This is a genomic window from Psychrobacter pacificensis, from assembly GCF_900101915.1.
GTDB classification, from domain to species: Bacteria; Pseudomonadota; Gammaproteobacteria; order Pseudomonadales; family Moraxellaceae; genus Psychrobacter; species Psychrobacter pacificensis.
In genome coordinates this window covers 127,858-152,095 of sequence record NZ_FNAL01000005.1, presented here as the reverse complement: position 1 = coordinate 152,095, position 24,238 = coordinate 127,858, and the positions used below count along the sequence as shown (strand labels likewise).

General features: G+C 45.4%; 20 protein-coding genes. 11 read left to right on the top strand and 9 right to left on the bottom strand.

Going from position 1 to position 24,238, the window contains the following annotated elements; genetic code table 11:
• The first annotated feature begins 56 nt into the window (after positions 1-56).
• From BLR43_RS04710 to BLR43_RS04695, 4 genes are all read left to right on the top strand, one after another.
• Positions 57-2,378: a TonB-dependent receptor gene (locus BLR43_RS04710; RefSeq protein ID WP_093069204.1), complete on the top strand. Its 2,322-nt coding sequence runs from the start codon at positions 57-59 to the stop codon at positions 2,376-2,378.
• Positions 2,379-2,589: 211 nt separating this feature from the next.
• The gene (locus tag BLR43_RS04705; RefSeq protein ID WP_093069201.1) at positions 2,590-4,386 is read left to right on the top strand and encodes an ATP-binding cassette domain-containing protein; all 1,797 of its coding nucleotides are present in this window, start codon (positions 2,590-2,592) and stop codon (positions 4,384-4,386) included.
• 124 nt (positions 4,387-4,510) lie between these two features.
• Positions 4,511-6,769, top strand: coding sequence for a TonB-dependent siderophore receptor (locus BLR43_RS04700; protein WP_093069199.1), 2,259 nt, complete (start codon positions 4,511-4,513; stop codon positions 6,767-6,769).
• A gap of 184 nt (positions 6,770-6,953) precedes the next feature.
• Positions 6,954-7,700 carry a siderophore-interacting protein gene (locus tag BLR43_RS04695; protein WP_093069197.1) on the top strand — a complete coding sequence of 249 codons (747 nt, stop codon included), beginning with the start codon at positions 6,954-6,956 and terminating at the stop codon, positions 7,698-7,700.
• Between the two features lie 75 nt (positions 7,701-7,775).
• Here BLR43_RS04695 and BLR43_RS04690 read toward each other — a convergent pair whose 3' ends face one another.
• From BLR43_RS04690 to hppD, 4 genes are all read right to left on the bottom strand, one after another.
• Positions 7,776-9,182 (bottom strand): Na+/H+ antiporter NhaC family protein, encoded by a 1,407-nt coding sequence (locus tag BLR43_RS04690; RefSeq protein WP_093069194.1) that lies wholly within the window; start codon positions 9,180-9,182, stop codon positions 7,776-7,778.
• Between the two features lie 102 nt (positions 9,183-9,284).
• Positions 9,285-9,626, bottom strand: a complete 342-nt coding sequence (locus BLR43_RS04685) for a 4a-hydroxytetrahydrobiopterin dehydratase (RefSeq protein ID WP_058024261.1) — start codon at positions 9,624-9,626, stop codon at positions 9,285-9,287.
• A 115-nt stretch (positions 9,627-9,741) separates the two neighbouring features.
• Positions 9,742-10,683 (bottom strand): phenylalanine 4-monooxygenase, encoded by a 942-nt coding sequence (gene phhA / locus BLR43_RS04680; RefSeq protein ID WP_083328803.1) that lies wholly within the window; start codon positions 10,681-10,683, stop codon positions 9,742-9,744.
• A 141-nt stretch (positions 10,684-10,824) separates the two neighbouring features.
• Positions 10,825-11,940: a 4-hydroxyphenylpyruvate dioxygenase gene (hppD, locus tag BLR43_RS04675; RefSeq protein ID WP_093069189.1), complete on the bottom strand. Its 1,116-nt coding sequence runs from the start codon at positions 11,938-11,940 to the stop codon at positions 10,825-10,827.
• Positions 11,941-12,101: 161 nt separating this feature from the next.
• Here hppD and BLR43_RS04670 point away from each other — a divergent pair, with 161 nt between their 5' ends.
• From BLR43_RS04670 to BLR43_RS04650, 5 genes are all read left to right on the top strand, one after another.
• The gene (locus tag BLR43_RS04670; RefSeq protein WP_093069235.1) at positions 12,102-13,049 is read left to right on the top strand and encodes a LysR family transcriptional regulator; all 948 of its coding nucleotides are present in this window, start codon (positions 12,102-12,104) and stop codon (positions 13,047-13,049) included.
• 157 nt (positions 13,050-13,206) lie between these two features.
• Complete coding sequence (locus BLR43_RS04665; RefSeq protein ID WP_071001500.1) at positions 13,207-14,403, top strand: amino acid aminotransferase; 1,197 nt, start codon at positions 13,207-13,209, stop codon at positions 14,401-14,403.
• A 200-nt stretch (positions 14,404-14,603) separates the two neighbouring features.
• Entirely contained in the window at positions 14,604-15,893 is a 1,290-nt protein-coding gene (fahA, locus tag BLR43_RS04660; protein ID WP_071001499.1) for a fumarylacetoacetase, read from the top strand.
• Positions 15,894-16,020: 127 nt separating this feature from the next.
• On the top strand, positions 16,021-16,596 hold the full coding sequence (locus tag BLR43_RS04655) for a VOC family protein (protein WP_093069187.1): 576 nt from the start codon (positions 16,021-16,023) through the stop codon (positions 16,594-16,596).
• 140 nt (positions 16,597-16,736) lie between these two features.
• A complete protein-coding gene (locus BLR43_RS04650; RefSeq protein WP_201587857.1) occupies positions 16,737-16,961 on the top strand; it encodes a hypothetical protein in 225 nt (74 codons plus the stop codon).
• 118 nt (positions 16,962-17,079) lie between these two features.
• Here the strand turns inward: BLR43_RS04650 and BLR43_RS04645 are convergent, their stop codons facing one another.
• The gene (locus BLR43_RS04645; RefSeq protein WP_093069184.1) at positions 17,080-17,937 is read right to left on the bottom strand and encodes an IclR family transcriptional regulator; all 858 of its coding nucleotides are present in this window, start codon (positions 17,935-17,937) and stop codon (positions 17,080-17,082) included.
• Positions 17,938-18,118: 181 nt separating this feature from the next.
• Here BLR43_RS04645 and maiA point away from each other — a divergent pair, with 181 nt between their 5' ends.
• On the top strand, positions 18,119-18,766 hold the full coding sequence (gene maiA, locus BLR43_RS04640) for a maleylacetoacetate isomerase (protein ID WP_208855953.1): 648 nt from the start codon (positions 18,119-18,121) through the stop codon (positions 18,764-18,766).
• A gap of 310 nt (positions 18,767-19,076) precedes the next feature.
• Here maiA and BLR43_RS14010 read toward each other — a convergent pair whose 3' ends face one another.
• The 3 genes from BLR43_RS14010 to BLR43_RS04625 form a co-directional block, all read right to left on the bottom strand.
• Positions 19,077-19,157, bottom strand: a complete 81-nt coding sequence (locus BLR43_RS14010) for a hypothetical protein (protein WP_406947897.1) — start codon at positions 19,155-19,157, stop codon at positions 19,077-19,079.
• Between the two features lie 301 nt (positions 19,158-19,458).
• Positions 19,459-21,054, bottom strand: coding sequence for a sensor histidine kinase (locus BLR43_RS04630; protein WP_093069178.1), 1,596 nt, complete (start codon positions 21,052-21,054; stop codon positions 19,459-19,461).
• Positions 21,054-21,740 (bottom strand): response regulator transcription factor, encoded by a 687-nt coding sequence (locus tag BLR43_RS04625; RefSeq protein ID WP_071001491.1) that lies wholly within the window; start codon positions 21,738-21,740, stop codon positions 21,054-21,056. The genes BLR43_RS04630 and BLR43_RS04625 overlap by 1 nt, the downstream gene beginning before the upstream one ends.
• Before the next feature lie 275 nt (positions 21,741-22,015).
• Here BLR43_RS04625 and BLR43_RS04620 point away from each other — a divergent pair, with 275 nt between their 5' ends.
• The gene (locus BLR43_RS04620; protein WP_071001490.1) at positions 22,016-22,531 is read left to right on the top strand and encodes a Spy/CpxP family protein refolding chaperone; all 516 of its coding nucleotides are present in this window, start codon (positions 22,016-22,018) and stop codon (positions 22,529-22,531) included.
• A gap of 110 nt (positions 22,532-22,641) precedes the next feature.
• On the opposite strand, the gene BLR43_RS04615 is transcribed toward BLR43_RS04620, so the two are convergent.
• Positions 22,642-24,225: a hypothetical protein gene (locus BLR43_RS04615; protein WP_093069176.1), complete on the bottom strand. Its 1,584-nt coding sequence runs from the start codon at positions 24,223-24,225 to the stop codon at positions 22,642-22,644.
• Positions 24,226-24,238 lie beyond the last annotated feature (13 nt).

Below are 24,238 nucleotides of genomic sequence, written 5' to 3'. Positions count from 1 at the left end.
ATAATGAAAATTATTATCAATATAATAACGATTTAAATTACATGCTGGAAATATTCATGCAACTGTCTCGCTTATCTGCTGCGTTATTTAATCTTTCGAATGTATCTGGTTCTTCTCTACGATTAGTATCTATACCTTCGAGGTTGGTATCGACGAAATCCCTATCTTTAAAGACACTATGCTCAACCTGTCTATCTACTTCTGTCATCGTATTAACAACGAGTCAATCGGCATGGGCACAGGCAGATGATGTAGATGCTCAAACCACTCCTAATGTGGTACTTGATACTATCGTCGTCACTAGTAGCGCTGATGCTTCAGCGGATGGATTGCCAGATGCTTATGAAGGTGGCCAAGTTGCGACCGGTAGCCGCGTCGGAATCTTGGGTAACCAAGACATCATGGATACGCCGTTCTCTACCACCTCATACACCAATGAATATATCACCAATCAGCAAGCCCAAAGTGTAGGCGATCTACTCAAAAAGGATCCTACTGTTCGCGTGGCAAGGGGTTTTGGTAACTTTCAAGAAGCCTACTTTATGCGCGGTTTTATCACCACATCAGATGATACGATGTTTAATGGCTTATACGGTATTTTGCCCCGACAGTATATCGCCACCGAATTATTTGAGCGTGTTGAAGTCCAACGCGGCGCTTCTGCCATGCTAAATGGTGCCGCACCTAGTGGCGGTAACGCAGGTGGTACGATTAACCTATTACCAAAACGTGCTGGCAATGACCCGCTACGTGAAGTGACGCTTGGTTATGGTCAAGGTGACCAAGGTAAGGTCGCGGTAGATGTCAGTGATCGCTTTGGTAGCGATGATGCTATTGGTGTTCGTTTTAATGCTGCTTATCAAGATGGTGACAGTGCTATCGATGATGAGTCGTCGACCTTGGGTCTGGCTGCACTTGGTTTGGACTATAGAGGGGATCAGTATCGCCTATCAGCAGATTTAGGCTGGCAAGACAATAAGCTGTCAGAGACTCGTCCTAGTGTCAATCTTGGTGGGGTGTCTAGTGTACCAAATGCGCCAGATGGCTCAAAAAATTGGGCGCAGCCTTGGACGTACTCAGATGAAAAAGATGTCTTTGGTACGATTCGAGGAGAATATGACTTTAATGACAATATCACCGCTTATGGTGCTTACGGTGTGCGAAGTGGCGAGGAAGAAAACTCACTAGCCACGTTAACTGTCAACAACGTTGATGGTGCGGGTACAGTTTATCGCTTTGACAATACTCGAGAAGATAAAGTACAAAGCGCCGAGCTTGGTCTACGTGGTAAATTACAAACCGGTGAAGTGGCTCATAGCTTAGTGTTGGCCGCAAACCTCTATGATCAAGAAGAAAAAGGCGCTTATGCTTTTGATTTTGGTAACCAACTCGCAACCAATTTTTATCGCCCTACCGACTACACGGAAGTCCCTTTTACAAGTACAACTACGTTTGGCGGCAACTTAGACGATCCAAAATTAACCAATGAAAAGCAGTTCCAAAGCTTTGCGCTAGCAGACACCATATCACTGTTCGACGATAAGCTAAAAACTACTTTAGGCGTGCGTCATCAGAACTTAAAAACCACCAGCTATGATGCCAACACGCAGGCAGAAACGGCTCATTACGATAAGAGTGAGTGGACCCCAAGTATCGGTATTGTCTATCAACCGAATATGGACTGGTCGATTTACGGTAACTATATTGAAAGTCTAGCACCAGGTAAAAGAGCGCCTCTAACTAACGATAATGACGCTGTCACTAATGGTGGTCAAAATCTAGATCCGTACGTGAGTGAGCAAACTGAACTGGGTGTGAAATACGACAATGGCATGATTGGCAGTAGTCTCGCTGTCTTCCGAACTGATGAACCACGTGCTTATATCAACAACTCAAATACGTTTACTGCGGCTGGAGAAAACCGCCATCAAGGTGTGGAGTTGACTGTCTTTGGTAGCCCAAGTGAAAACATGCGCCTCAATGCGGGCGTCAGTTATTTAAGTGCCAAACAAAAAGACACCGGTGATAGTGCATTAGATGGCAATCGAGTGATTGGTGTGCCTACCTTGCAGAGCAATGTTAACATAGAATATGATTTAGCCGCAGTTGAAGGACTGACATTAACGGGCGATATTATCCACACAGGCTCTCGTTATTCGGATAATGCCAATACCTTAAAGGTTGATGGTTATACGACCTTAGACCTTGGTGCACGCTATCGCACTATGCTAGCAGGACAAGACGTTACTCTAAAAGGTGTGGTAACCAATGTCACGGGTGAAGATTATTGGCAGTCAGTAGGCGGTTATGCAGATTCAGGCTATCTAAATGCAGGTGAGCCAACGGCCTTAAAAGTGTCAGCCACATTCAATTTTTAACATATATCAGCTATAGTTGATTCAATTTAAAAGTAGTACAAGGCAGCCCAGTGCAGATGTATATGTAATACTTGAAGCGAGGTTAACGCTGTAATTCTTTTATAGAGAATTGACTATAAAACGTACTTATCTAACGAACTTCAGTAAAAGGGATTAGGTGTGACCTATTCCCTTTTATGCCATCAAACATCCATACTATTACTGAGTCACTATGTCCTCTCGTGCCAGCGTTTCTCTACATCATATGATTTGGGCACAGTATCGTCTGCCCTTTCTAAAAGTCATTTTACTCAACTTAATCAATGCTGCCGTCAGTGTGGGTATCATTGCTTATATCAACCAAACCTTTATCAGTCAGCCTGTGTTCAATACCTTATCGTGGTCGAGCTTAGGGCAGTTTGCTCTGCTCGTACTGCTGTTGCTGGTGACTACCTTTGTATCGCAATATGCACTCACCCGTTTGGGGCACAAGTTTGTCTATGAGCTCAGAACCAAGCTGGTCAAACAAATCATCGATACCACCGTTCCTCAGATAGATCATTTGGGTAGTGCGCGGTTACTTGCCAGTCTATCCTCAGATATTCAGTCTATTACCGTCGCCTTTGTTCGGATGCCGGAGTTGGTGCAAGGCGTTATCCTCTCTGTTGGTGTGGGGTTATATCTGGGCTGGCTGTCGCTACCATTACTGCTGATTGTCATGTTTTGGATTGCGATGACGATTTGGATAAGCACCCTATTGGTCAAGCATGTCTATACACATTTGACAAAGTTGAGAGAGATTAATGACGCCTTATATCAGGATTATCAATCGATTATAGAAGGTCGTAAAGAGCTGGCACTTAACCAACACCGAGCACAAAAACTGTATACAGATGATTTTTTGGCCCATGCTAAATCCTATGAAAAGACTGTCACCAAGTCTGATACTTTTCATTTATCAGCGGTGAACTGGTCAAATATTATGATGTTTGCATCGATTGGGGTGATATTTGCCATATCAAATTATCTCGGCATCTCGATGGGCATCGCCACCACTTTTTCTTTAACGATTCTATTTATGCAGTCGCCGCTGCTTCACGCCGTCGGTGCATATCCAACACTACAGACGGCTCAAGTTGCCCTAGACAAAATACAATCGCTAGAACTGGCTGAGTACCAACCTTTATTTAGAACGGACAACACCAGCCAACACTGGCAAACCATCTCGCTAACTGATGTTAACTATCGCTACAATGTTTCCAATAACAGTGTTTCGAATGCCAGTGATAATGCCAGTGATAATGCCAGTGATAATGCCAGTAATAGCAGTGTCAGTAATAGCAATGATACTGGTGCTCAGGCATTAATAGCTAAAGACAGCGATCACTCTGGTAATATTTTAAAAGACGTCAATCTAACGCTACGACGAGGCGATGTGGTGTTTCTGATCGGGGCGAATGGTAGCGGCAAATCGACACTTGCCAAGATTATTACAGGCATTTTCACCCCTACCACAGGTGCGGTAACCATCGACAAACAGCCCGTTAATTCACAGAATAATGCCGATTATAGACAGCTGTATTCTGCCATTTTTAGCGATCAGCATATTTTTAAGCAATTGATTGGCAGACAAGGACGGCAGCCAGACAAAGCACTGGTCAATGCGTGGCTGCATAAATTGGACTTGCAAGATAAAATAAGTGTGGCTGACAACCAGCTGTCTACCGATAAGCTCTCGCAGGGACAACGCAAACGCTTGGCCATGCTTATTGCTGTCGCTGAACAAAAAGACATCTTGCTACTTGATGAATGGGCCGCTGACCAAGACCCTGCGTTTCGCCGCGTGTTCTATCAAACCCTAATCCCTGAGTTAAAAGCACTCGGTAAAACGCTGTTTATTATCAGTCACGATGATGGTTACTTTGAGCATGCAGATCGACTGTTACTCATGAAAGAAGGCCGCCTCATTGAGTTAAATGCTGAAGAGCGACAGCGGGCGAGTAAAGATGCCATTGCCATGTTGGCGTAAGAACGAATTTCACATCATTTGAGAGAAGATTTATTTTCAAACATTAATGATAATTATTATCATTAATGTTATTATTTATTTTCTTTTGTTTTCGACATCTAATCACAACTCACAAGGAAATATAATGCGCTTTGTCTCAACGTCCAAATCCATTCGTCAAAAACGTTTAACTTTAGCCGTCCAACTGGGCTTGGCAATGAGTCTAAGTCATTCAGTCTATGCTGAGAACAGCCCAACTAGTATCGGAAACAATACGGTCGACAATATTGAAAATAACGTGATTGAGACAAGCGTAGAAAATTCTCTTAATACTAATAAAGTGGGTAATGATACGACGGCAGCACCATCAGCTACCTTGGATACAATTACCGTTTATTCAGATGGTTACCGCAGCACCGGTACCAAGACCGCCTTAGACCCTGAAGATGCGCCCATGAGCTATACCCGCATCGATCAGGAGCTGTTACAAAAGCGCCAAGCAGATAGTGTCAACGCTGCTTTGCGTTATGAGCCAGGCATAAGCTCTGAGAGCCGCGGTACAGTCTCTATCTTTGATGAGTACAACATTCGTGGATTTAAAACCTACTCAAACTTTTATGATGGACTCAGACTGCCCTACGATGGCGCTTGGAACCTCATGCCACAAGTCGATGTCTATGCGACTGAAGCGGTCGAAGTGGTGAAAGGGCCAGCGTCCTCGCTATACGGCTATGCTTCACCGGGCGGCATGGTTAACCAGATCGCCAAAACCCCAAAGGGCACGCAAGAAACCGAAGTACAACTGCGACTTGGCAATCAAAACTTAAAAGAGGTAGCGGTCGATACGACAGGACCAGTCAGCGATACGCTTAACTATCGCTTGGTGGCATTAAAACGGCAAAAAGACGGTCAAATGCAAACCACCGAAGAAGAGCGATTGTTGATTAACCCGTCGCTTGAGTGGCAGGCGACTGACGATGTCTCTATGCTTGCCAATCTGTTTTATCAAGATGATCCAGAGATGGTGCCATCCACCCCACTACCCGCTGTCGGTACGGTCTACAACGCCAGCTATGGCAAATTGGGTAGCGATGCTTATGCAGGAGATCGATGGAATCATTTTAGTAAAGAAGTACTGATGCCAAGCGTCACCGTAAACTGGGATATCAATGACAATCTCACCTTTAAGCACATCTTACGCTACACCGATGCCGAAGCTGAGCAGCGCAATATGTATAATAGTGGCGGGTTTGTCGATGGTAGTGACACGATTCTCAATCGCGTGGCGTATACCACTGATGAGCGCATGAAAAACTGGACCACAGACAACCAGCTGGCTTATACATTCGATACTGAAAATACCTCACATAATCTATTGTTTGGTGCTGAGTATCAAGAAACCGACAGTAGCGCGACTTACTATGATGCGGGCGCAGCGGGTACGCCAAACCTTGACCTATCTAATCCAGACTTCTCACAAATAAATAAGGCTACGCTGCCACTAGATACCTATCGTCAAGACGAAGACATCGAGCAAAGCCAGCTTGGGCTCTATGTACAAGATGAGATGCAGTGGCAAGATTTGACCGTGGTCGCAGGCTTGCGTCACGATAAGTTTGAGAGTATCACTGAGCAGACCAAAGCCGCACAAGGCGCGGTGTACGATGCACAAATGATCGATAATGATGCCTCAAAAACCAGTGGTCGTCTGGCGGCCATTTATGATTTGGATAATGGTTTATCGCCTTATGCCAGCTATTCGCAGTCGTTTCAGCCTGTCGTTGGTAGCAACTTTATTACCAATGAAGCGTTTAAACCCACCACCGCCGACCAGCTAGAAGCGGGTATCAAATATCTGTCCTCAGATCGCGCGACCAAAGGCACGCTCGCTGTCTTTGATATCAAGCAAAAAAACGTCGTGGTCGCAGACGAAATCAACTATAGAAGCCAAACTCAGACCGGTGAGATTGAGTCAAAAGGTTTTGAGATATCAGGCAGTCATATGCTCAATGACTGGGTGGATGTTGCGGCAAGCTATAGCTATACCGACGCTGAGATTACAAAAGATGAGTTCAACCCTGACGTGGTTGGCAACACCCCTGCCCAAACGGCTAAGCACAAAGCCACGCTATGGGCCGACTACTATGCGACAGACAAACTCACTCTCAATGCTGGTGTTCGCTATGAAGGTGGGATGCAGTTAGACAAACAAAATTCAGATGAGCTACCAAGTGTGACGTTAGTCGATGTCGGCGGTAGTTATCAGATCAATCCGATGCTCACGTTAGGCGCAAGTGTGAACAACCTTTTTGACAAAACCTACGTCGGTGCTTGTTATGATATTAACAATTGCTGGATGGGGCCTGAGCGTGAAATGTCGGTCAGCCTAAAAGCCAGTTTTTAAACCTGATTTTTTGAACTTAGCAACACGCCCTAATAAAATCATCCACTTTCTACAATCATTTTTACCCATACATTTTTAAGACAGTCGATCATCAAAGTAATATGCTAGCCTTACAAGCTATCAGATGATAACAAACCATGCTTTGCGCACTATCGTTACATGCTAAAAAAGAAGGACATAGCAAATGGCAAAACCTACCCCTAGATTACTCGATGTGATCGGTAGCAAATACCTCACCCCAAATATGTGCCGCATTACTCTTGGCGGTGCAGGTTTAATAGACTTCCCGACAGATCAAGAAAGCGCTTATATCAAACTGATATTTCCTCAAGGCGACGACATCAAGCCATTGATGCGTACCTATACCATCATCGCTCAGCGTGATGATGAGATAGACGTTGATTTTGCATTACATGAGGCTGAAGGCCCTGCGTCGATATGGGCACGCAACACTAAAGCTGGCGATCAAATATTGGTGGGCGGCCCTGGCCCAAAAAAACTCATCAACAATGACGCCGATTGGTTTTTATTGGTCGGTGATATGACAGCATTGCCAGCGATCACGGTCAATTTGGCACAATTGCCTGCCGATTCTCGCGGCTATGCCGTGCTTGAAGTGACGACTACAGCAGACCAGCAAACACTCAAAAAACCAGATAACGTCGAGATTCAATGGGTGGTCAACCCTCATCCAAATGCAGACAGCAGTCCATTACTTGACTGCGTCAAATCACTGACTTGGCTTGAGGGACAGCCCGCGGTTTGGGCGGCTTGCGAGTTTCATAGTATGCGAGTATTGCGCCAATACTTCAAAGTTGAGCGCGACGTACCAAAGACGCATCTATATGTGTCTAGTTATTGGAAAGTCGATAGCACAGAGGATCAGCATAAAGTGGTGAAAAATCAGGATGCCCTAACAGCAGATCTATAAAAGCTTATTTAATGAATATTTAAATGCAAAAGACGCAGCTTATATAAGCCGCGTCTTTTTATAAATCATCACCTATTATGCTTCGACGACTTTTGCTTCTTTATCCACTCGGCTAATCGTCAGCCCCGTAAAGCCAAACACCAATGTTAATAGCAATGACAAATAACAGAAGAACGCATAGGGCAAGTAATCCAGTACTGGCACCCCTAACGCCTGACTGATAAACACCCCGCACACACTCCATGGCACTAATGGATTAATCACCGTCCCTGCATCCTCAATCGTCCGAGACAAATTCTTCGGATGCAGGTGCAAACGCTCAAACGTTGACCGAAATGCCGTACCGGATAATAAAATACTCAAATACTGCTCCCCGATCAGCACATTAATGCTCAGTGCCGACATGGCCGCCGCAAAGATCGCCCGTCCTGATGTCGTCAGTGTATCTTTAATACCAGACAGTAGTGCAGGTAGAATCCCTAGTGCTGTTAACAACCCGCCCAAACTCAATGCCAGTATCACAATCGCTTGGGTAAAGAACATACTCTGTACACCGCCGCGCGACAGCATACCACCCACCTCACCCAGCTCTAATGACTCAGCAGGGACATAGCCGGCAAACAGATAACCACCTAATTGACCAAAGCTGGGTGAGCTGTGCATATAAGTAATGATCAGCGCCGCGGCAATCGTACAGATAATCGTATAAATCGCATTGACCCGAAACAATGCCAATCCAACCAATATCACAAAGGGCTGTACCGAATACCCATGCACCAAGCCACTGTCAATCAGCTGTCCTTGTAGTATGGTCACTTGACTCAGATCAGCACTGACGGTCTGACCTGAGAATATCCAGAACAAAATTACTGTCAGTATCCACGCAGGTACTGTCGTATACATCATATTGCGAATGTGCTCAAACAGATCAATACCGACCACAGAGGACGCAATGGTACAGGTATCCGACAAGGGCGACATCTTATCACCAAAGAACGCACCTGATACCACCGCCCCAGCCGCTATCGCCACATTGGCATCAAAGGCATTACTCATGCCGATAAAGGCTACACCCAAGGTAGCTGCAGTGGTCAAGCTACTGCCCAGGGCGATACCGATAATAGAGGTGAGGATAAAGGCGGAGATATAGTAATACTCAGGAGAGATGAGCTGAAAACCAAAGTACATCAAGGTGGGTATGGCCCCTGACATCATGAGGGCGGCGACCATGAGGCCAATAAAGAAGAATAGATAGATGGCGCCGATACCGCGCATGACGCCTGAGGCCATTTGTGCTTGCATGTCGTTAAAGCTCAGACCTTTGGTCATACCGATAGCCAGCAATACACAAATGGCAAGGATAAGAGACAGGTGCGGCACCCAACCAAAGCCAATCATGGTAATACCCATGATGGCGATGACGATGGCTGAGATAATAAAGGCAAGCTTGGCGCTGATCTGGGTGAGCGGTTTTGGTGGCATGACACATCCTTAAAATGCCAGCTCAAGCTGGCATTAGATTGGGTTTGAGTTTGGAAGAGTTAGAGAACTGGTTTGCTAGTGAATAACCGAATGACTGATGCGTTACTTATCAAGTAACGCATCGGTTTTAGCCGCCATGACGAAGTCATTACGATGCAACCCTTTGATACTATGTGACCACCATGTGACGGTCGCTTTGCCCCACTCTACCAATATGCCGGGATGATGCCCTTCTGCTTCAGCAATGTCTGCCAATTGATTGGCAAAATCCATCGCTGCGACGAAGTTTTTAAATTTGTACTGACGCTGCAACTGCTGAATACCCTCCACCTCAATCAATGACCAATCAGGAATTTGTGTCAATAGCTCGCGTGCCTCGGCCTCGTCGACTTTTGGTGCGCCAATACGGCAAGCTTCGCAACTGCTTTGTGATAATACTGTCATGATAATGTCCTTTTATCGAGTTTATTGTTTTGTGATGCTGATTTGTGATACTGAGGTTTGTTGACGCCACTCCACTGCTATGTCCTTATGTAGTAGAGCGGATGTTTATAAAATTTTAATGGGATTTTTCTGGATAGGTCGGCTCAAATAACCCAAGTGACATCGCCTGCTTGACCGTCCCCATGATGTCGCTATCAACGATATCAAATAGCGTATCTAATTCGTCAATCACATAGTAAATCGGCTGTATTTGATCGATACGATAAGGCGTACGCAACACATCAAGCAAATCAAATGCGCGGTGTTCAGGCTGCTGTGTAGGCTTGGGTTGTATTTGGGTTTCTGGCTGGGCATACGATGTCTGATCAAGAGCATAGATGGTTTCAGAAGGCGAGCTTAATATACCGCCGCCGTAGATTCTACGGTCTTTAGGCTGACTACCGACCAAGCCAAACTCAATGGTAAACCAATAGAGCCGTGCCAAAAACCATCTTTCCTCTTTCGTTGCACTCAGACCCAGCTTGCCATACGTCTCATTAAATGCGGCAAAGGCTGGATGAGTCAATAGCGGGCAGTGTCCAACGATTTCGTGAAAAATATCAGGCTCTTCGATATAGTCCATATCCTCAAATCGGCGAATAAACGTTGCCACAGGAAAGGATTTATTGGCCAGTAGTTTGAAGAATTTGCCAAAGCTGATTAATGCAGGCACCGCTGCGGTTTGCCAACCGGTGGTCGCTTGCAATACCTCGTCAATATCATGCAACTGCGGGATATGCGTCGTTGGCAAGTTTAGCTTCGTCAAACCTTCTAGATAGGCAGGACAAGCGCGGTTAGGGATTTGCTCAGCTTGACGCGTAAGCAACGCCTGCCACATTGCATTTTCATCATCACTATAATGAATATGACCATGGCTATCTGACTGATGTGAGATATAGGGCTGCTTTTTATCGGTCGCATTATGATGAGCAGATGCATCACCGCCTTGCTGCTTGGCTACAGAACTATTGGCACCGATGGCTGTATTAGGAGAATCTATCTGTGAGAGGCGTTCCATGCCTGTGTTCCTTTTATCGCAGTGAATATTTGCACTCATACTGATTAGTCAGTGGCTAATATCAGTCACTCATGCAGGACAAGCCAAAATCCTTTTGCCTTGTCCGTTTGTTTTTTAAATTTTTTTTAAATGTAGTGTGATCTACGGCGTTTCTGTTTCTGATTGATTGGTCTCTTGCTGACCGACCGTGCCACGACGCACTTGGTCGCGCTCTATGGATTCAAACAAGGCTTTAAAGTTACCTTCACCAAAACCGTCTGCATAATCCCCTTTACGCTGGATAAATTCAAAAAACACTGGGCTACCCAAGATGGTTTCAGAGAAAATCTGTAGTAGCAGACGCGGTGCGCCGCCCTCTGTCGTACCATCTAACAAGATACCGCGCGTTTGCAAGTCAGCAACGTTTTCACCATGGTTTGGTAAGCGCTCGCTCAGCATCTCGTAGTAGGCTGCATTTGGTGCAGTCATAAGCGGAATACCGGCGGCTTTTAGCATATCGATACTGGCAAACAGATCATCACTGGCGAGCGCAATGTGCTGAATCCCCTCGCCATTGAAGTGCATTAAGTACTCTTCGATCTGACCACCGCCCTGCTTGGCTTCTTCGTTGAGCGGAATACGGATTTTGCCATCAGGGGCAGTCATGGCCTTACTGGTCAGCCCCGTGTACTCGCCTTTGATATCAAAATAGCGAATCTCGCGGAAATTAAAGATACGCTCATAGAATTTTGCCCAGTACGCCATGCGGCCGCGATAAACGTTGTGCGTGAGGTGATCGATGACTTTGAAACCATATCCGACAGGGTTTCTATCGATATCTGCAAAAAACTCAAAGTCAACATCATAGATAGATTCGCCGTCTTTATAACGGTCAATCAAATAGATCAGTGAGCCGCCGATACCTTTAATCGCTGGCAGTCTCAGCTCCATCACGCCTGTTGGCACCTCTACTGGCTGCGCACCCATCTCCACCGCACGCTCGTAGGCTTTTTTGGCATCTTTTACCCGAAAACCCATGCTGCACGCACCAGCGCCATGCTCTTCGACGAAGTAACTGGCTGGGCTTCTTGGCTCACGGTTTAAGATTAGGTTGATGTCACCTTGGCGATATAGCGCCACATCTTTTGATCTGTGATTGGCCACATGGGCAAATCCAAGCTGTTTAAACAATGCATCGACCGCATCAGGCTGCGGAGAAGCAAACTCGACGAAGTCAAACCCGTTTAGTCCCATTGGGTTGTCAAATAAATCTGCCATTGCAATCATCCTTAATGTCAATTGGTGGTAAAAAGTCGATTAGTAATAAAATGCGATAAAACGATTGATAATCAATCTTTATTGTTGACGTTGTATTTATATTAGATTAGCTTTATTTATAAGACTAATTGTTTTTTATGATTTATTTATCAGGTTTACTTATGAATATCAGCATTCGTCAACTGACCGCTTTTATCAAAGTCGCTGACAACGGCAGCTTCACTCGTGCCAGCGAACAGATGTATCTCACCCAATCTGCTGTTAGCGGACTGATCAAAGAGCTGGAGACTGGCCTTGGCATCGTGTTATTTGACCGTACTACCCGCCAGTTGTCGCTATCCGCTGTCGGACGCCATCTGCTGCCACAAGCGCGGCGTATCTTGAATGAGATGCAGCTGTTCGAAAACGAAGCAAGTAGCTTGACCAGCTTGGCGCAAGGTCAGGTGCGCTTAGCGGTGTCGCAGTTTGCGGCATCCTCCCTGCCCGCCGTCATCGCGCAATTTGCTAAGGAATATCCAAATATCGGGGTGTCGCTATTGGATTGCTCAGCAGAAAATTTGCTCAAGCATGTTCAAGACATCGAGGTCGATTTGGGGGTTGGTACTGAACTTGGTTTTATAGAAACTGAAGATGATATCGGTGCTGATCTGTTATACAAGCTGCCGTTTTGCGTGGTTATGCCAGACGATCATGCACTGGCGCAAAAAGACGAAATCACTTGGCAGGAGTTGCTTGATATTCCACTTATCACTCTACAAGGCCCGTTTCTTGAGCAGGTGACAGTCGAGCTGGATGACGCTATCGCCGCTCAGATTCAGCAAGCGCGCTACAAAGTCAACTTTATGTCCACCGCGCTTGAGATGACCCGCCAAGGGTTCGGCATTACCTTATGCCTCCCATATATGCCTGAGGTCATCGATTGGGTCAGCGCCAACGGCTTGCAAATGCGCCCATTGACGCAGCCTATAAAAATGCGCCAGTTCTTTATCTATCAGCGTGCCTCACGGGCGCTGTCTCCTGCAACCATCGCCTTTAAGCAGTTTTTGCAGACCTACTTTGCCACCCACTACAACGACTTGCATCAGCCTGAAACGCTGTCGATGAAGTGATGCATCACACCACAAGCTCATCTGCTAGACAAAGAGATAAGCTATTTGGTGATTTATTTTATTAATTGCGCAAGATAACGCACTCGCGTGTTGAGTTCATCAGCAATTTGCTCTATGATTTTCGGCTGCTTGGTTTATATTCTTATAAGGAAATGGCATGTTTGAACGTATCGATTATTACGCTGGCGATCCAATCTTAGGGCTGATGGAAAAATACTCAGCGGACAATAATCCCAATAAAGTTAATTTAGGCATTGGTATTTATTACGATGAAAGTGGCGTACTGCCTGTACTCGACTGTGTCAAAACTGCCGAAGCGCGTATTGCTGATCCTATTGCCCCGCGCCCCTATCTACCAATGGCAGGCTTGCCTGGACACCGCAAAGGCTGTCAGGAGTTATTGTTTGGCAAAGGCGCACAAATCTTAAAAGACGGTTTGGTTGCGACCACCGCCACTATCGGCGGTTCTGGCGCCCTGAAAGTCGGTGCTGAATTTATTCACCAATGGTTCCCACAGTCCAAGTGCTATGTGAGCGATCCAACATGGGGCAATCATATCGCTATCTTTGAAGGCTCTGACGTTGAAGTGGGTAAATACCCGTACTACGACAAAGCCAATAGCAGCATCAAATTTGATGAGATGATTGCGTTTTTTGAAACATTGAACAAACACGATGTCATCTTGCTACATCCTTGTTGCCACAATCCAACAGGTATGGATTTGACCCAAGCACAATGGGATACCGTGCTCAACGTCATCAAAGCGCATGAATTGATTCCATTCATGGATATCGCTTATCAAGGATTTGGCGAGGACATGGACAGCGATGCTTACGCCATTCGTAAAGCCGTTGAGATGGGCTTGCCTTTATTTGTCAGCAACTCATTCTCTAAAAATTTATCGCTATATGGCGAGCGCGTTGGCGGTCTGTCGGTCGTATGCCCTACCGCAGACGAAGCTGAGCGCGTCTTCGGTCAGCTAAATGCGATGGTACGCCGTATCTATTCAAGCCCGCCATCACATGGTGGTCATGTGGTTGATATCGTCATGAACGATGACGCCCTACATGAGCAGTGGGTTGGCGAGGTTTATGCGATGCGTGATCGTATCAAAGCCATGCGCCTAAAGCTAAAATCGGTACTAGAAGCCAAAATTCCCAACCGTAACTTTGACTACATCACGCGTCAAAACGGTATGTTTAGCTTTACTGGATTGACGCCTGAGCAGGTCGAGCGCCTACAAAGTGAGTTTGGTATTTACATGGTATCCAACTCTCGTATGTGTGTCGCAGGTCTAAATACCAGCAACATCGACTATGTCGCCAATGCGATGGCAGACGTTTTAAAAGACTAAATTAATCAGACATATAGACTAAAAAATAAAAAAGGCTGAGCGATTGCTTGGCCTTTTTTTGTGCTTAGGATTTGTCTTATCAATCAGTAAGCAAAAGACATGGCACAAAAAAACTTGCAATCAACATATCAATAAATTACATTATAAGTAAATAATTAACTATAACGTAATTAAATAATACTTTTAGCAAGGAGCAAATCATGTCAACGATTGACAGTACTCTCACCTCTTTTATCGACATCAAAGCGGACTCTGACTTCTCCATCCACAATCTGCCGTATGGTATTTTTAGCGACACTAAAGATAGTGCGCGCCGTGCAGGCGTTGCCATTGGCGATCAGGTACTAGACTTGTCTGTGCTAGAGTCAGAAGGATTACTGAGCCTAAATGGCGGGCCTTATTTTGATCAGTCGACGCTAAACGCTTTTATTGATTCTGGTCGAGACAACTGGACGCAGGCGCGCACGACCATTCAGTCGCTACTGTCTAGTGACAACAGCGACTTACGTGACAATGCCGATCTGCAAAAAAAGGCGCTGTTCAAGCAAGCAGACGTTACCATGCATCTACCTGTTCAAGTACCGGGCTTTACCGATTTTTATTCTTCTAAAGAGCATGCGACCAATGTCGGTACGATGTTCCGCGATCCAAACAATGCCCTGCTACCCAACTGGACGGAAATGCCTGTCGGTTATAACGGACGCGCCAGCACCGTCATCGCTAGTGGAACTGATATCGTACGTCCCTCAGGACAGCTAAAGCCTAACCCTGATGAGCGTCCTGTTTTCTCCGCCTGTCAGCGCCTAGATTTTGAGCTCGAAACGGCGTTTGTCGTTGGTAAAGGCAACCATATCGGTCAACCAATCGCCGTAGACGATGCCGCTGATCATATCTTTGGTATGGTACTGCTCAACGACTGGTCGGCTCGAGATATCCAAAAGTGGGAATATGTCCCTTTAGGCCCATTTAATGCCAAGACGTTCGCCTCGCAAGTTTCTCCGTGGATAGTCACGATGGATGCATTGGCACCATTTAGCACCGCTTGCCCAATTCAAGAGCCTGAACCACTGGCTTATCTCAATGAAAAAGACAAAGAGAGCAGCTTTGATATCAATCTGTCGGTCGAGCTACTGCCTGAAAATGCAAAAACGGCTACGGTTATTTGCGAGACCAATTTTAAATACATGTATTGGTCAATGGCGCAGCAATTGACGCATCACACCATCACTGGCTGCAAAGTTGAAGTCGGTGACATGATGGGCTCGGGCACAATCTCAGGGCCAACGCCTGATTCTTATGGCTCGATGCTAGAGATCGCTTGGAATGCCACCAAACCCGTAGCACTTGAGGGCGGTGAGTCGCGCACCTTCATCGAAGATGGCGATACCGTCATTATGAAAGGCTATAGCGAAAAAGATGGCGTGCGTGTTGGGTTCGGTGAAGTACAAGGCAAAGTACTGCCCGCGCTTAGCTTCGATTTTAACGAATAATAGTTGCATAGACAAAAGGCGTAGTGACAGTAGATTTGAGCCGTTAGAACCATCATGACATTTGGTCTATTAGTACGGGCATCGTTCCTCTTACATTCACACTAGGCCTTATCAAAAGGAGTTGAATATGAGCTTTCAAATTGAAAAAATCCATCATGTGGCTTATCGCTGCAAGGATGCCAAAGAAACGGTCGAATGGTATAAAAAAAACCTCAATATGGATTTTATCTTGGCATTTGCAGAAGACCATGTACCCTCAACCAAAGCCTTTGACCCCTATATGCACGTCTTTTTGGACGCTGGTAATGGTAATGTATTGGCGTTTTTTGAAGTGCCCAACCAGCCTGAAATGGGCTTTGACCCCAATACTCCAAACTGGGTGCAGCACTTGGCGCTCAAAGTCAAAGATCGTGATGAGCTGATGGCAGCTAAAGAACAACTAGAACGTTCAGGCATTGATGTCATTGGCGTGACCAATCACGGTATCTTTCACTCGATATATTTCTTTGATCCTAATGGGCATCGTCTCGAGTTGACCTATGACGATCCCACCTCAGAGGACAAAGTCTCGATGATTACAGACGCCATCAAGCACGACATGCTAGATGAATGGTCTCGTACCAAACGCGCCCCAGCCCACACACAGTTTTTACACAGTGATGAGTTCGCTGAAGCCCGTGACATTGCGCCTGTCGGAGAGTAACTGCGTCGTCTTTCTACTTGCTACCTTTTTTACATTATCTGTCAATCATTACTTTGAAATTAGATAAGTAGTGATCAGTTCAAAATAATGAAGAGATGGCATAGCTTGCGAACCATATCTCACCATCATGAAAGGACTCAATGAGGAAAGTAACATTCCCTTTAGGCATACTCTTCGCGGCCTCAGTTGCGATGACTAGCTGCTCTAACAATGAGCAAAATGAGCAAGCCAAAAGCGCGGATACCAATACAGACGATGTGACGACACTGAGATTTTCACACTTTATGACCGCCAATGACAATATCAATACCGAAGCATTGAAGCCATGGTCCAAAAAATCGAAGAAGACTCAAAGGGCCGTTTAAAGATTGAAATTTATCCGTCTGCCACTCTCAGTAAGCCGGGTGCCACCTATGATGCATATGCTGTATTAATTTTATTAAGGTTCTACTATAGCCTATCAGCTTGTAGTTAACATTTTGGCTATGCTATTTGGTAGCGCTGTGCGATTGCTAGTATTTGCTCAACCACGTTCTGTTGCTCACTCATTGGTAGCTGCTCTGTGGTGCCAATGATAGTAATGGCATATTCTAGCGGCAGAGCCTTGCTAGCGGTTTTGTCACTACTCGTGGATAGATTAGCAGCACTATTGGCAAAATGCGGCAATATCACAGGTATCGTAATGGCATTAATACCCATGAGCATATCGCCTGTCACTGTCGCATAACCTTGCGTACGTATCTTGGCTTGCAGCTGAGCAAAATTCTGCCACTTCTCTGTCATATCTGCTGCGGCATTACTCGACTGCCATTCAGCGGTGACCAATGGCTGAATGACCGCGTCAGATTGATAGCTGGCAAACAATTGTCCTGTGGCTGATGTCGTCAAAGGCATGCGTGAGCCGATGCGAGTGATGATGCTAATCGGACTGTCTGGTTCAACGGACTGAATAATAATTGGGCCTTCGCTAAACCACTTAGCAATTTGCACACCGCACTTTAGGGTATCTTTAATCTCATTGGCTACCTGCGTGAGACGCGCCAAGAGATTGTTTTGACTGAGCTCAGTATGTCCTAATGCTGCCAATGCATTTACTCTATCGCCAAGCCCATAGCGCCCATCATCAAGCTTGCGAGCGTAATTTTTGCGAATGAGGCTGACCAAGTAACGATGAGATTTTGCGGGATGCATCTGCATGGTTTCAGCGATATCCTTTAGCATCATAGGCTCATGGCGATCGATAAGCACATCTAGTATCGACAATCCAATCTCAAGTGACTGGATGCCACTCTGGTTTTTACTCGTGACGGATTTATCTAAAAAATTTTTATCTGCTGGCATGATGGCTCGTCTCTAGTGTACTTAATTATGTTTTCTTGATACTGAGTTGCTCAATGAGAATTGCTCAATGAACTGGCGTTGACATACAGGCCAAATTAATAGTGACACGACTCAATAATACTAACTTTATCTCACATAAGCTTGATACAAATAACCTATCACAATAAGGGCATAAATAATGATGACACTTTACGGCTATTTTCGCAGTGGTACTTCTCACCGTACCCGTATTGCCTTGAATTTAAAAGGCTTAGATTATGATGATATCGCGATCAATCTGGCACAAGATGAGCAGTTAGAGGACGCATTTAAAGCGATTAATCCGCAAGGACTGGTGCCAGTCTTAAAAGCGGACGATTTATTATTATACCAAAGTCCCGCTATCTTGGAGTGGTTAGAAGAAGACTACCCTGAGCACGCTTTATTGCCCCAAGATGCCGCTGGTCGCATGCACGTGCGTGCGCTAAGTGCGATGATTGGCTGCGATATCCATCCGATTAATAACCGCCGTATTTTACAGTACTTACGTAATGAGTTGTCAGTAGATAAAGAGGCAGTCATTGCATGGTGCAATCGTTGGATTACTGAAGGGTTTGCAGCGTTAGAGACACGGTTGGCAGCAGATAAAAACCGTGGACAGTTCTGCTATGGTGACAGGCCCACTTTTGCAGATTGTTATCTGATCCCGCAGGTTTCTTCTGCGCGGCGCTTCGAAGTGGACCTGACTCCTTATCCCAATATCGTCGCTATTGATACGCATTGCCGCACACTAAAGGCTTTTGCAGATGCCGATCCTATGGTGCAGCCTGATGCGCCAAAACATGCATAAATATCAATATATTAAAACAAGACTTAATAAGGGTATTATTATGTTAACTGTTGATTGTAAATGATATCGACTCTTAACCGCCCTATCACTCAAAGTTTCTTTACAAGGATTCGTATGAAGCATACTACAAAAGTATTAATAGCAGCCATGGCATTTTTCGCTTGCTGAAGCACCGATGCCAAAGGCAGAAGACGCAACACCAGATGACGATGACTGCACGCCAATTGCGGTAGATAATGCGCCTTCAGACAGCGTTTTTGCCCCAATAGCGATGGAGGCGGAGGCGGCGGCGCGTGATTCGGTATTAATCTTATAGCGAGGTGTTCTGATCACTTTGACCGCTACCAATGGCAATGTCTTGCCCGCCAGTAGCACTAGCATTACTGCCCATCGCCATAGCATTGGGTCCGGTTGCGCCATCGTTATTCTAATAATTTTTTTTGATGTTTCTTTTAATATCACTGTCTTAATGTTTATATAGTAGAACCTCAATAAAATTGATACAGCATAGGAAACGCGCTCGATTAAACGCTACTTTTCTTGCTTGCTGTGACTGCGTCTCCAGAGGCTGCGAAAAATAGCGTTTAATCTTGCTATACCATTTTTATAATGGTTTCACTATAGAACATAGAACATCAATCCATGAAAAGCATCTACTGATACGTTGAGCTTTTTCCTCATGATAAATTTTACTATTTAATCGGTAATACTATCTGCACCACCAATCCTAGTACACCATCTCGTCGATTATGGGCGTTGATATATCCCTTATGCGCCATCACGACAGCATGAACAATAGCCAGCCCCAACCCGTAACCACCCGTATCACGATGACGAGCCGTGTCGAGACGGACAAATGGTTGAAAAATACGTTCTAGATCCTCATTCGCGACACCGCCGCCCTCGTCCGTGATACTGATTTGAATCGCAGGCATCTTATTATCTATCTGCACCGCTTTCATCTCAGCGATGACTGTTGAGCCCGCTGCCGTATGCATAAAAGCGTTGCGAACGACATTTTCAAGTGCACTATGCAGCTGCTCTTGATTGCCTTGTACTGTCCAAGCGCTTTTTAAGTCATTGCCAAATGAATATTCAGGTGGTTGCCATTGCCATCTCACCTCTTTATGCTGAAACTCAAAACACACATCCTGCCCGATGTCACTGATAATCTCGGACAAATCGACTGCTTCGCTCTCCAAATTATCAATCGTGTATTGCTGCATTTGTAGGGATTGAATATGGATAATTTGCTCAATTAACTCATTCATCCGCGCAGACTCTTTGTCAATACGGTCTAAATAACGATGGGCGTTGGGTGCAAAATCACGAGTCAGCTCAGTTGCAACATCGAGACGCGCGAGCGGTGAGCGCAGCTCATGCGAGATATCACTGAGCATCTGCTTACGCGCCAGCTCACTATCAGCCAGTCTCGTTGACAAATGAGCCACGTCTTTGGCCAGTAATCCCAGCTCATCATTACCCATTTTTGATAGCGCTGGATTGGCTTGATAGTCGCCATCAATCATACGGTGCACGGTACTCTGTACACGTCCAATACGCTGAGTCAACGTACGGCTAAGCCAGACACAAACCAACACACTAAAGGCAATAATCAATAGTAAACGTAGGGGAAAATTGCCATGCTGTAGCTCCACCACGTCTGCAAAACGTAGATGCGGGCGCAACTGTATGATGACTGATTGTCCATCAGGCAGTTCAACCGAGATATCTGCCAGCTCAGGACGCGCATCAGTATCCGCTATCGCAGCACTGCTCGGCATTATTGGTTTTAGGATCTCGTGCAAAACAGAAGGCTGTCTTGCGGGTATCTCATCATTAAGATTGCTTGGTTTATTATCGTAAGTTCTAGGCGGTGGCGGCAGTGGTCGCTGCATGGCACGTTCCATCGACTGCTGGCCGCTCTGCCCACGTCCTTGCGTGCGCTCGTCTCTATCTCGATAACGCGGAAAGATAATAGCGCCTTGCTCATCGTAGACTCTGATTTGACTCATGAGGCGTCGATCTTGACGATACATCTGCCTGACAGCTATCAAATCACCCACTCGCAGCGCATCGACCATCTGTTGACGCTGAATTAATAGACTCTCAATTTGTACGTCCATACGAGCCGTTAGCTCTTTTTCAGCCAGCCAGCGCTCCACCATAATGGATAATAGTGAGGTAATTAGTATCGTCAGTAATAGACTCAGGAATAAACGCCAAAACAGCGTGATTCGCACTTTGAATTTCGGTGATTTGACGGACTTACTGGAAGTTTTTATCATTAGAGCACCAGTTGATAGCCTTTACCGCGCACCGCTTTTATTGGTTCGTCATGAAAAGGCTGAAGTTTTTTGCGCAGGCGAGACACATGCACATCAAGGCTACGATCAAAAGGCTGCAACTCACGCTGCAAGACATTCTCTGACAGCCATGCTTTGCTAACCACATCTCCTTTTTGCTTGAGCAGCGCCACGAGTAAGTCAAACTCTGTTCCCGTCACTTGTAGCGCCACACCATCTATTTCACAAACACGCTGGTTTTGATCAAGATGCAAGCGACTCTCTGGTAGCGGCGTATGCTCAGACGTGGTCGTGTTGGTACGCTTAATCACAGCATTGATACGTGCCAGTAGCTCGCGGGGGTTACAGGGCTTGGTGATATAATCGTCAGCGCCCAGCTCCAAACCAATAATACGATCAATCTCCTCGCCCTTTGCCGTCAGCATAATCACAGGGATATCACTGATATTTGGCAGTTGCCGCAGCACACTTAGCCCATCTATTTTTGGCATCATGATATCAAGGACGAGCAAATCATAAGCGGAATCATCATGCGCCACCGCTTTTAATCGCTGTATAACTGCCGCCCCATCATGGACACAGTCGCAATGAATACCATGGTTGTGCAAATACTCTTGTAGTAACTGAGTCAATTCTTCATCATCATCGCCTATCAATATATTTGGCACACTTACCTCCTTTCCATGATTTTAATTGGCTTTTATTCGTTTACTTGCCCATATTATCAGGCAAGCGCATGTCAATTCGCTATAAACGTTACCTTTCTTAATACTTCATAAATGTTCGTAACCTTTAACTGCCGTAAGATAGCTTCTATCAACCGCAAGACCTGCACTTTTAAGACGACCAATCACAACGATTAATAGCGCTTAGAATACGATGCTTGCAAGATAAGACTTTAGTATTTACTTAACCAAACTCACTGTAATTAAAGGATGTCATCATGAAAAAATTATTATTGGGCTCAGTATTAGCAGCTTCTAGCGTATTTACTGTGACAGCATGTTCTAGTGTCAATGCAGCCTCTGACACCGCGCCAATGAATCAAATGCAAAAGAACCATAAAGACGGCGCCATGAGAGGCCCAATGTCAAAACTGAATCTGACAGCGACGCAGCAAGCGCAAATCAAAGCCATCATGCAAGAAAAACATGGCGACCGCGTAGCTGACCGTGAAAAACATCAGGCAGAACGCGCACAAATGGAACAACAAATACAAGCACTGACCAATGCAAGTACGTTGAACAACGCGGCGGTAAACCGTTTGGCCGATCAGCAAGCGGCAAAAGCAAAACAGCGCTTTATTGAACGCGTCCAAACGCAGCATGCCATCTCTCAGGTGTTGACCGCTGAGCAGCGTGCAAAAATGGAACAGCTCAAATCAGAAAGGCAAGAAAAAGATCGTAAGCACTCAAAAGATCGTAAAGGTCATGACAAGCCACATCATCAAGGCATGTAAAAAATCTGTCACAACATAAGTGATGGCCATATTAAAAAAAGCGCACCGTTTATACGATGCGCTTTTTTACGACAGTATCCTACTTAACACTCAATGATGCTATCTTCCAGTTAGTCTGTCGCCCCAAAACGTTCTTTCGCCATTGGCATCATGTTAAATATCATTTTACCCACTGCTGTGCCATTACCGTCACGATAATATTCCAGCAACTCTGACGCATAGTCTCGCAGATCAATACTGTTGCTCGCATTTGGTGTCTGAACCTCACGTGGTAGATTTGGGAATGCCTTGTCTTTGCTATTAATAACAGAATACTGCTGCAAGACATCTATTGTCATACTTTTATCTGGCGCAGTTTTGCCAGTGTTATCTAATTGGCGGTGCAGATGCTGCCATTTGAGCTGACCACGTTTGTCAAATCCATATAGCTCTTCTACTGTGGCGTTTGCAGCGACTTTAGATTCCGTCTTATCTTCATCATTTATTTGAGCATTTATCATAGCCAGTATTGTTTGCACCATCGCTTTACTAGTGAGTTCCTTTGAGCTTTGAATCGTCTCAAAGGCTGTCATAGGCTCGGCTTCTTTTACCAGCTCCGGATATTTTTGGCTAATGCGCTTGTAGAAGATTTGCAGATAATTTTGATAGTCCTCTTGATAACTCTCAAAGCTTTGTACTCGGCGAATGATTTGGGCACTTGAGAGCATTGCTGATAGCTGATGCGCCGGCAACTTGGACGAGAGCGCGGCAAGCGTATTGGGCGCGACATAATCGAACTGGCTAACAGGCGCCGCCTCATAAGTCAGATCCGATGCAGCAAAGTGGCTTTTTATCACCTCTCTACCGAATCCTTTTGGCAATGTTCCATCATCAATGGCTATTTTTAACCATTTGTTTCGCCATTTGGCGCCAAGCTTATCGTCTAACAGCTCAGAGTTTATCATCGCAAAGTTATCTGCCCATAGGTAGATATCACCGTTTTTCATGTCGATGTAGATGGGCTGATTGATACTGCTATGATGATTGCGTGCTAGATATTGGGCGCTGGCGAGCATCGTCGCCCTGCCTGCCATGGGCTGATAGATGCCTTGAGCATTGATAGATAACGGTTTTAGTAGATACTCATCTAGCAGTTGCGCTTTTTTTATATCTAGCGGCTTTGGTTTGTCTTCATAATTGTCAAATAGTGCTTGATAACCTGCTGGCACTGTCACATCGCTATCGTACTGGTGCTCCTCCCACGCATAATAAGCATCGACGCACTCAAAATAAGACTGTTTAAGAGCATCGCGCTTGTCATCATAATCGGTGGCTAAAATATCTTTGTTTTGTTTTTCTGCCTGCATGATCAATGCCGCATAGGCTTGGTCATGTGTCTCTTCGCAATGTGCATCCACATAATCTGATGCCACTATTTGTGTGCCAGATGTCGCCGTACGCTGCTGATGGTTACTGATCTCAATATTACTATGGTAGCTGAACGATTGGCGGCGCTGTTTTTGTAATGCGCTGGCCAATGTTTTTTTGGCGGTGCTGGGTGACGGGTTTGTCGCCAGCGTATTTGAAGGGTTCACATTGGTCGTTTGGCAACCAGTTAGCAAAAGCGCCCCTGATAGAAAAACACTGGTCAATAATAAGTGATTTTTTATCATAGATGACAGACGTAGTGTAAGCGTTTGATGTGCTGTTTTCATTTTTTATCCTTAA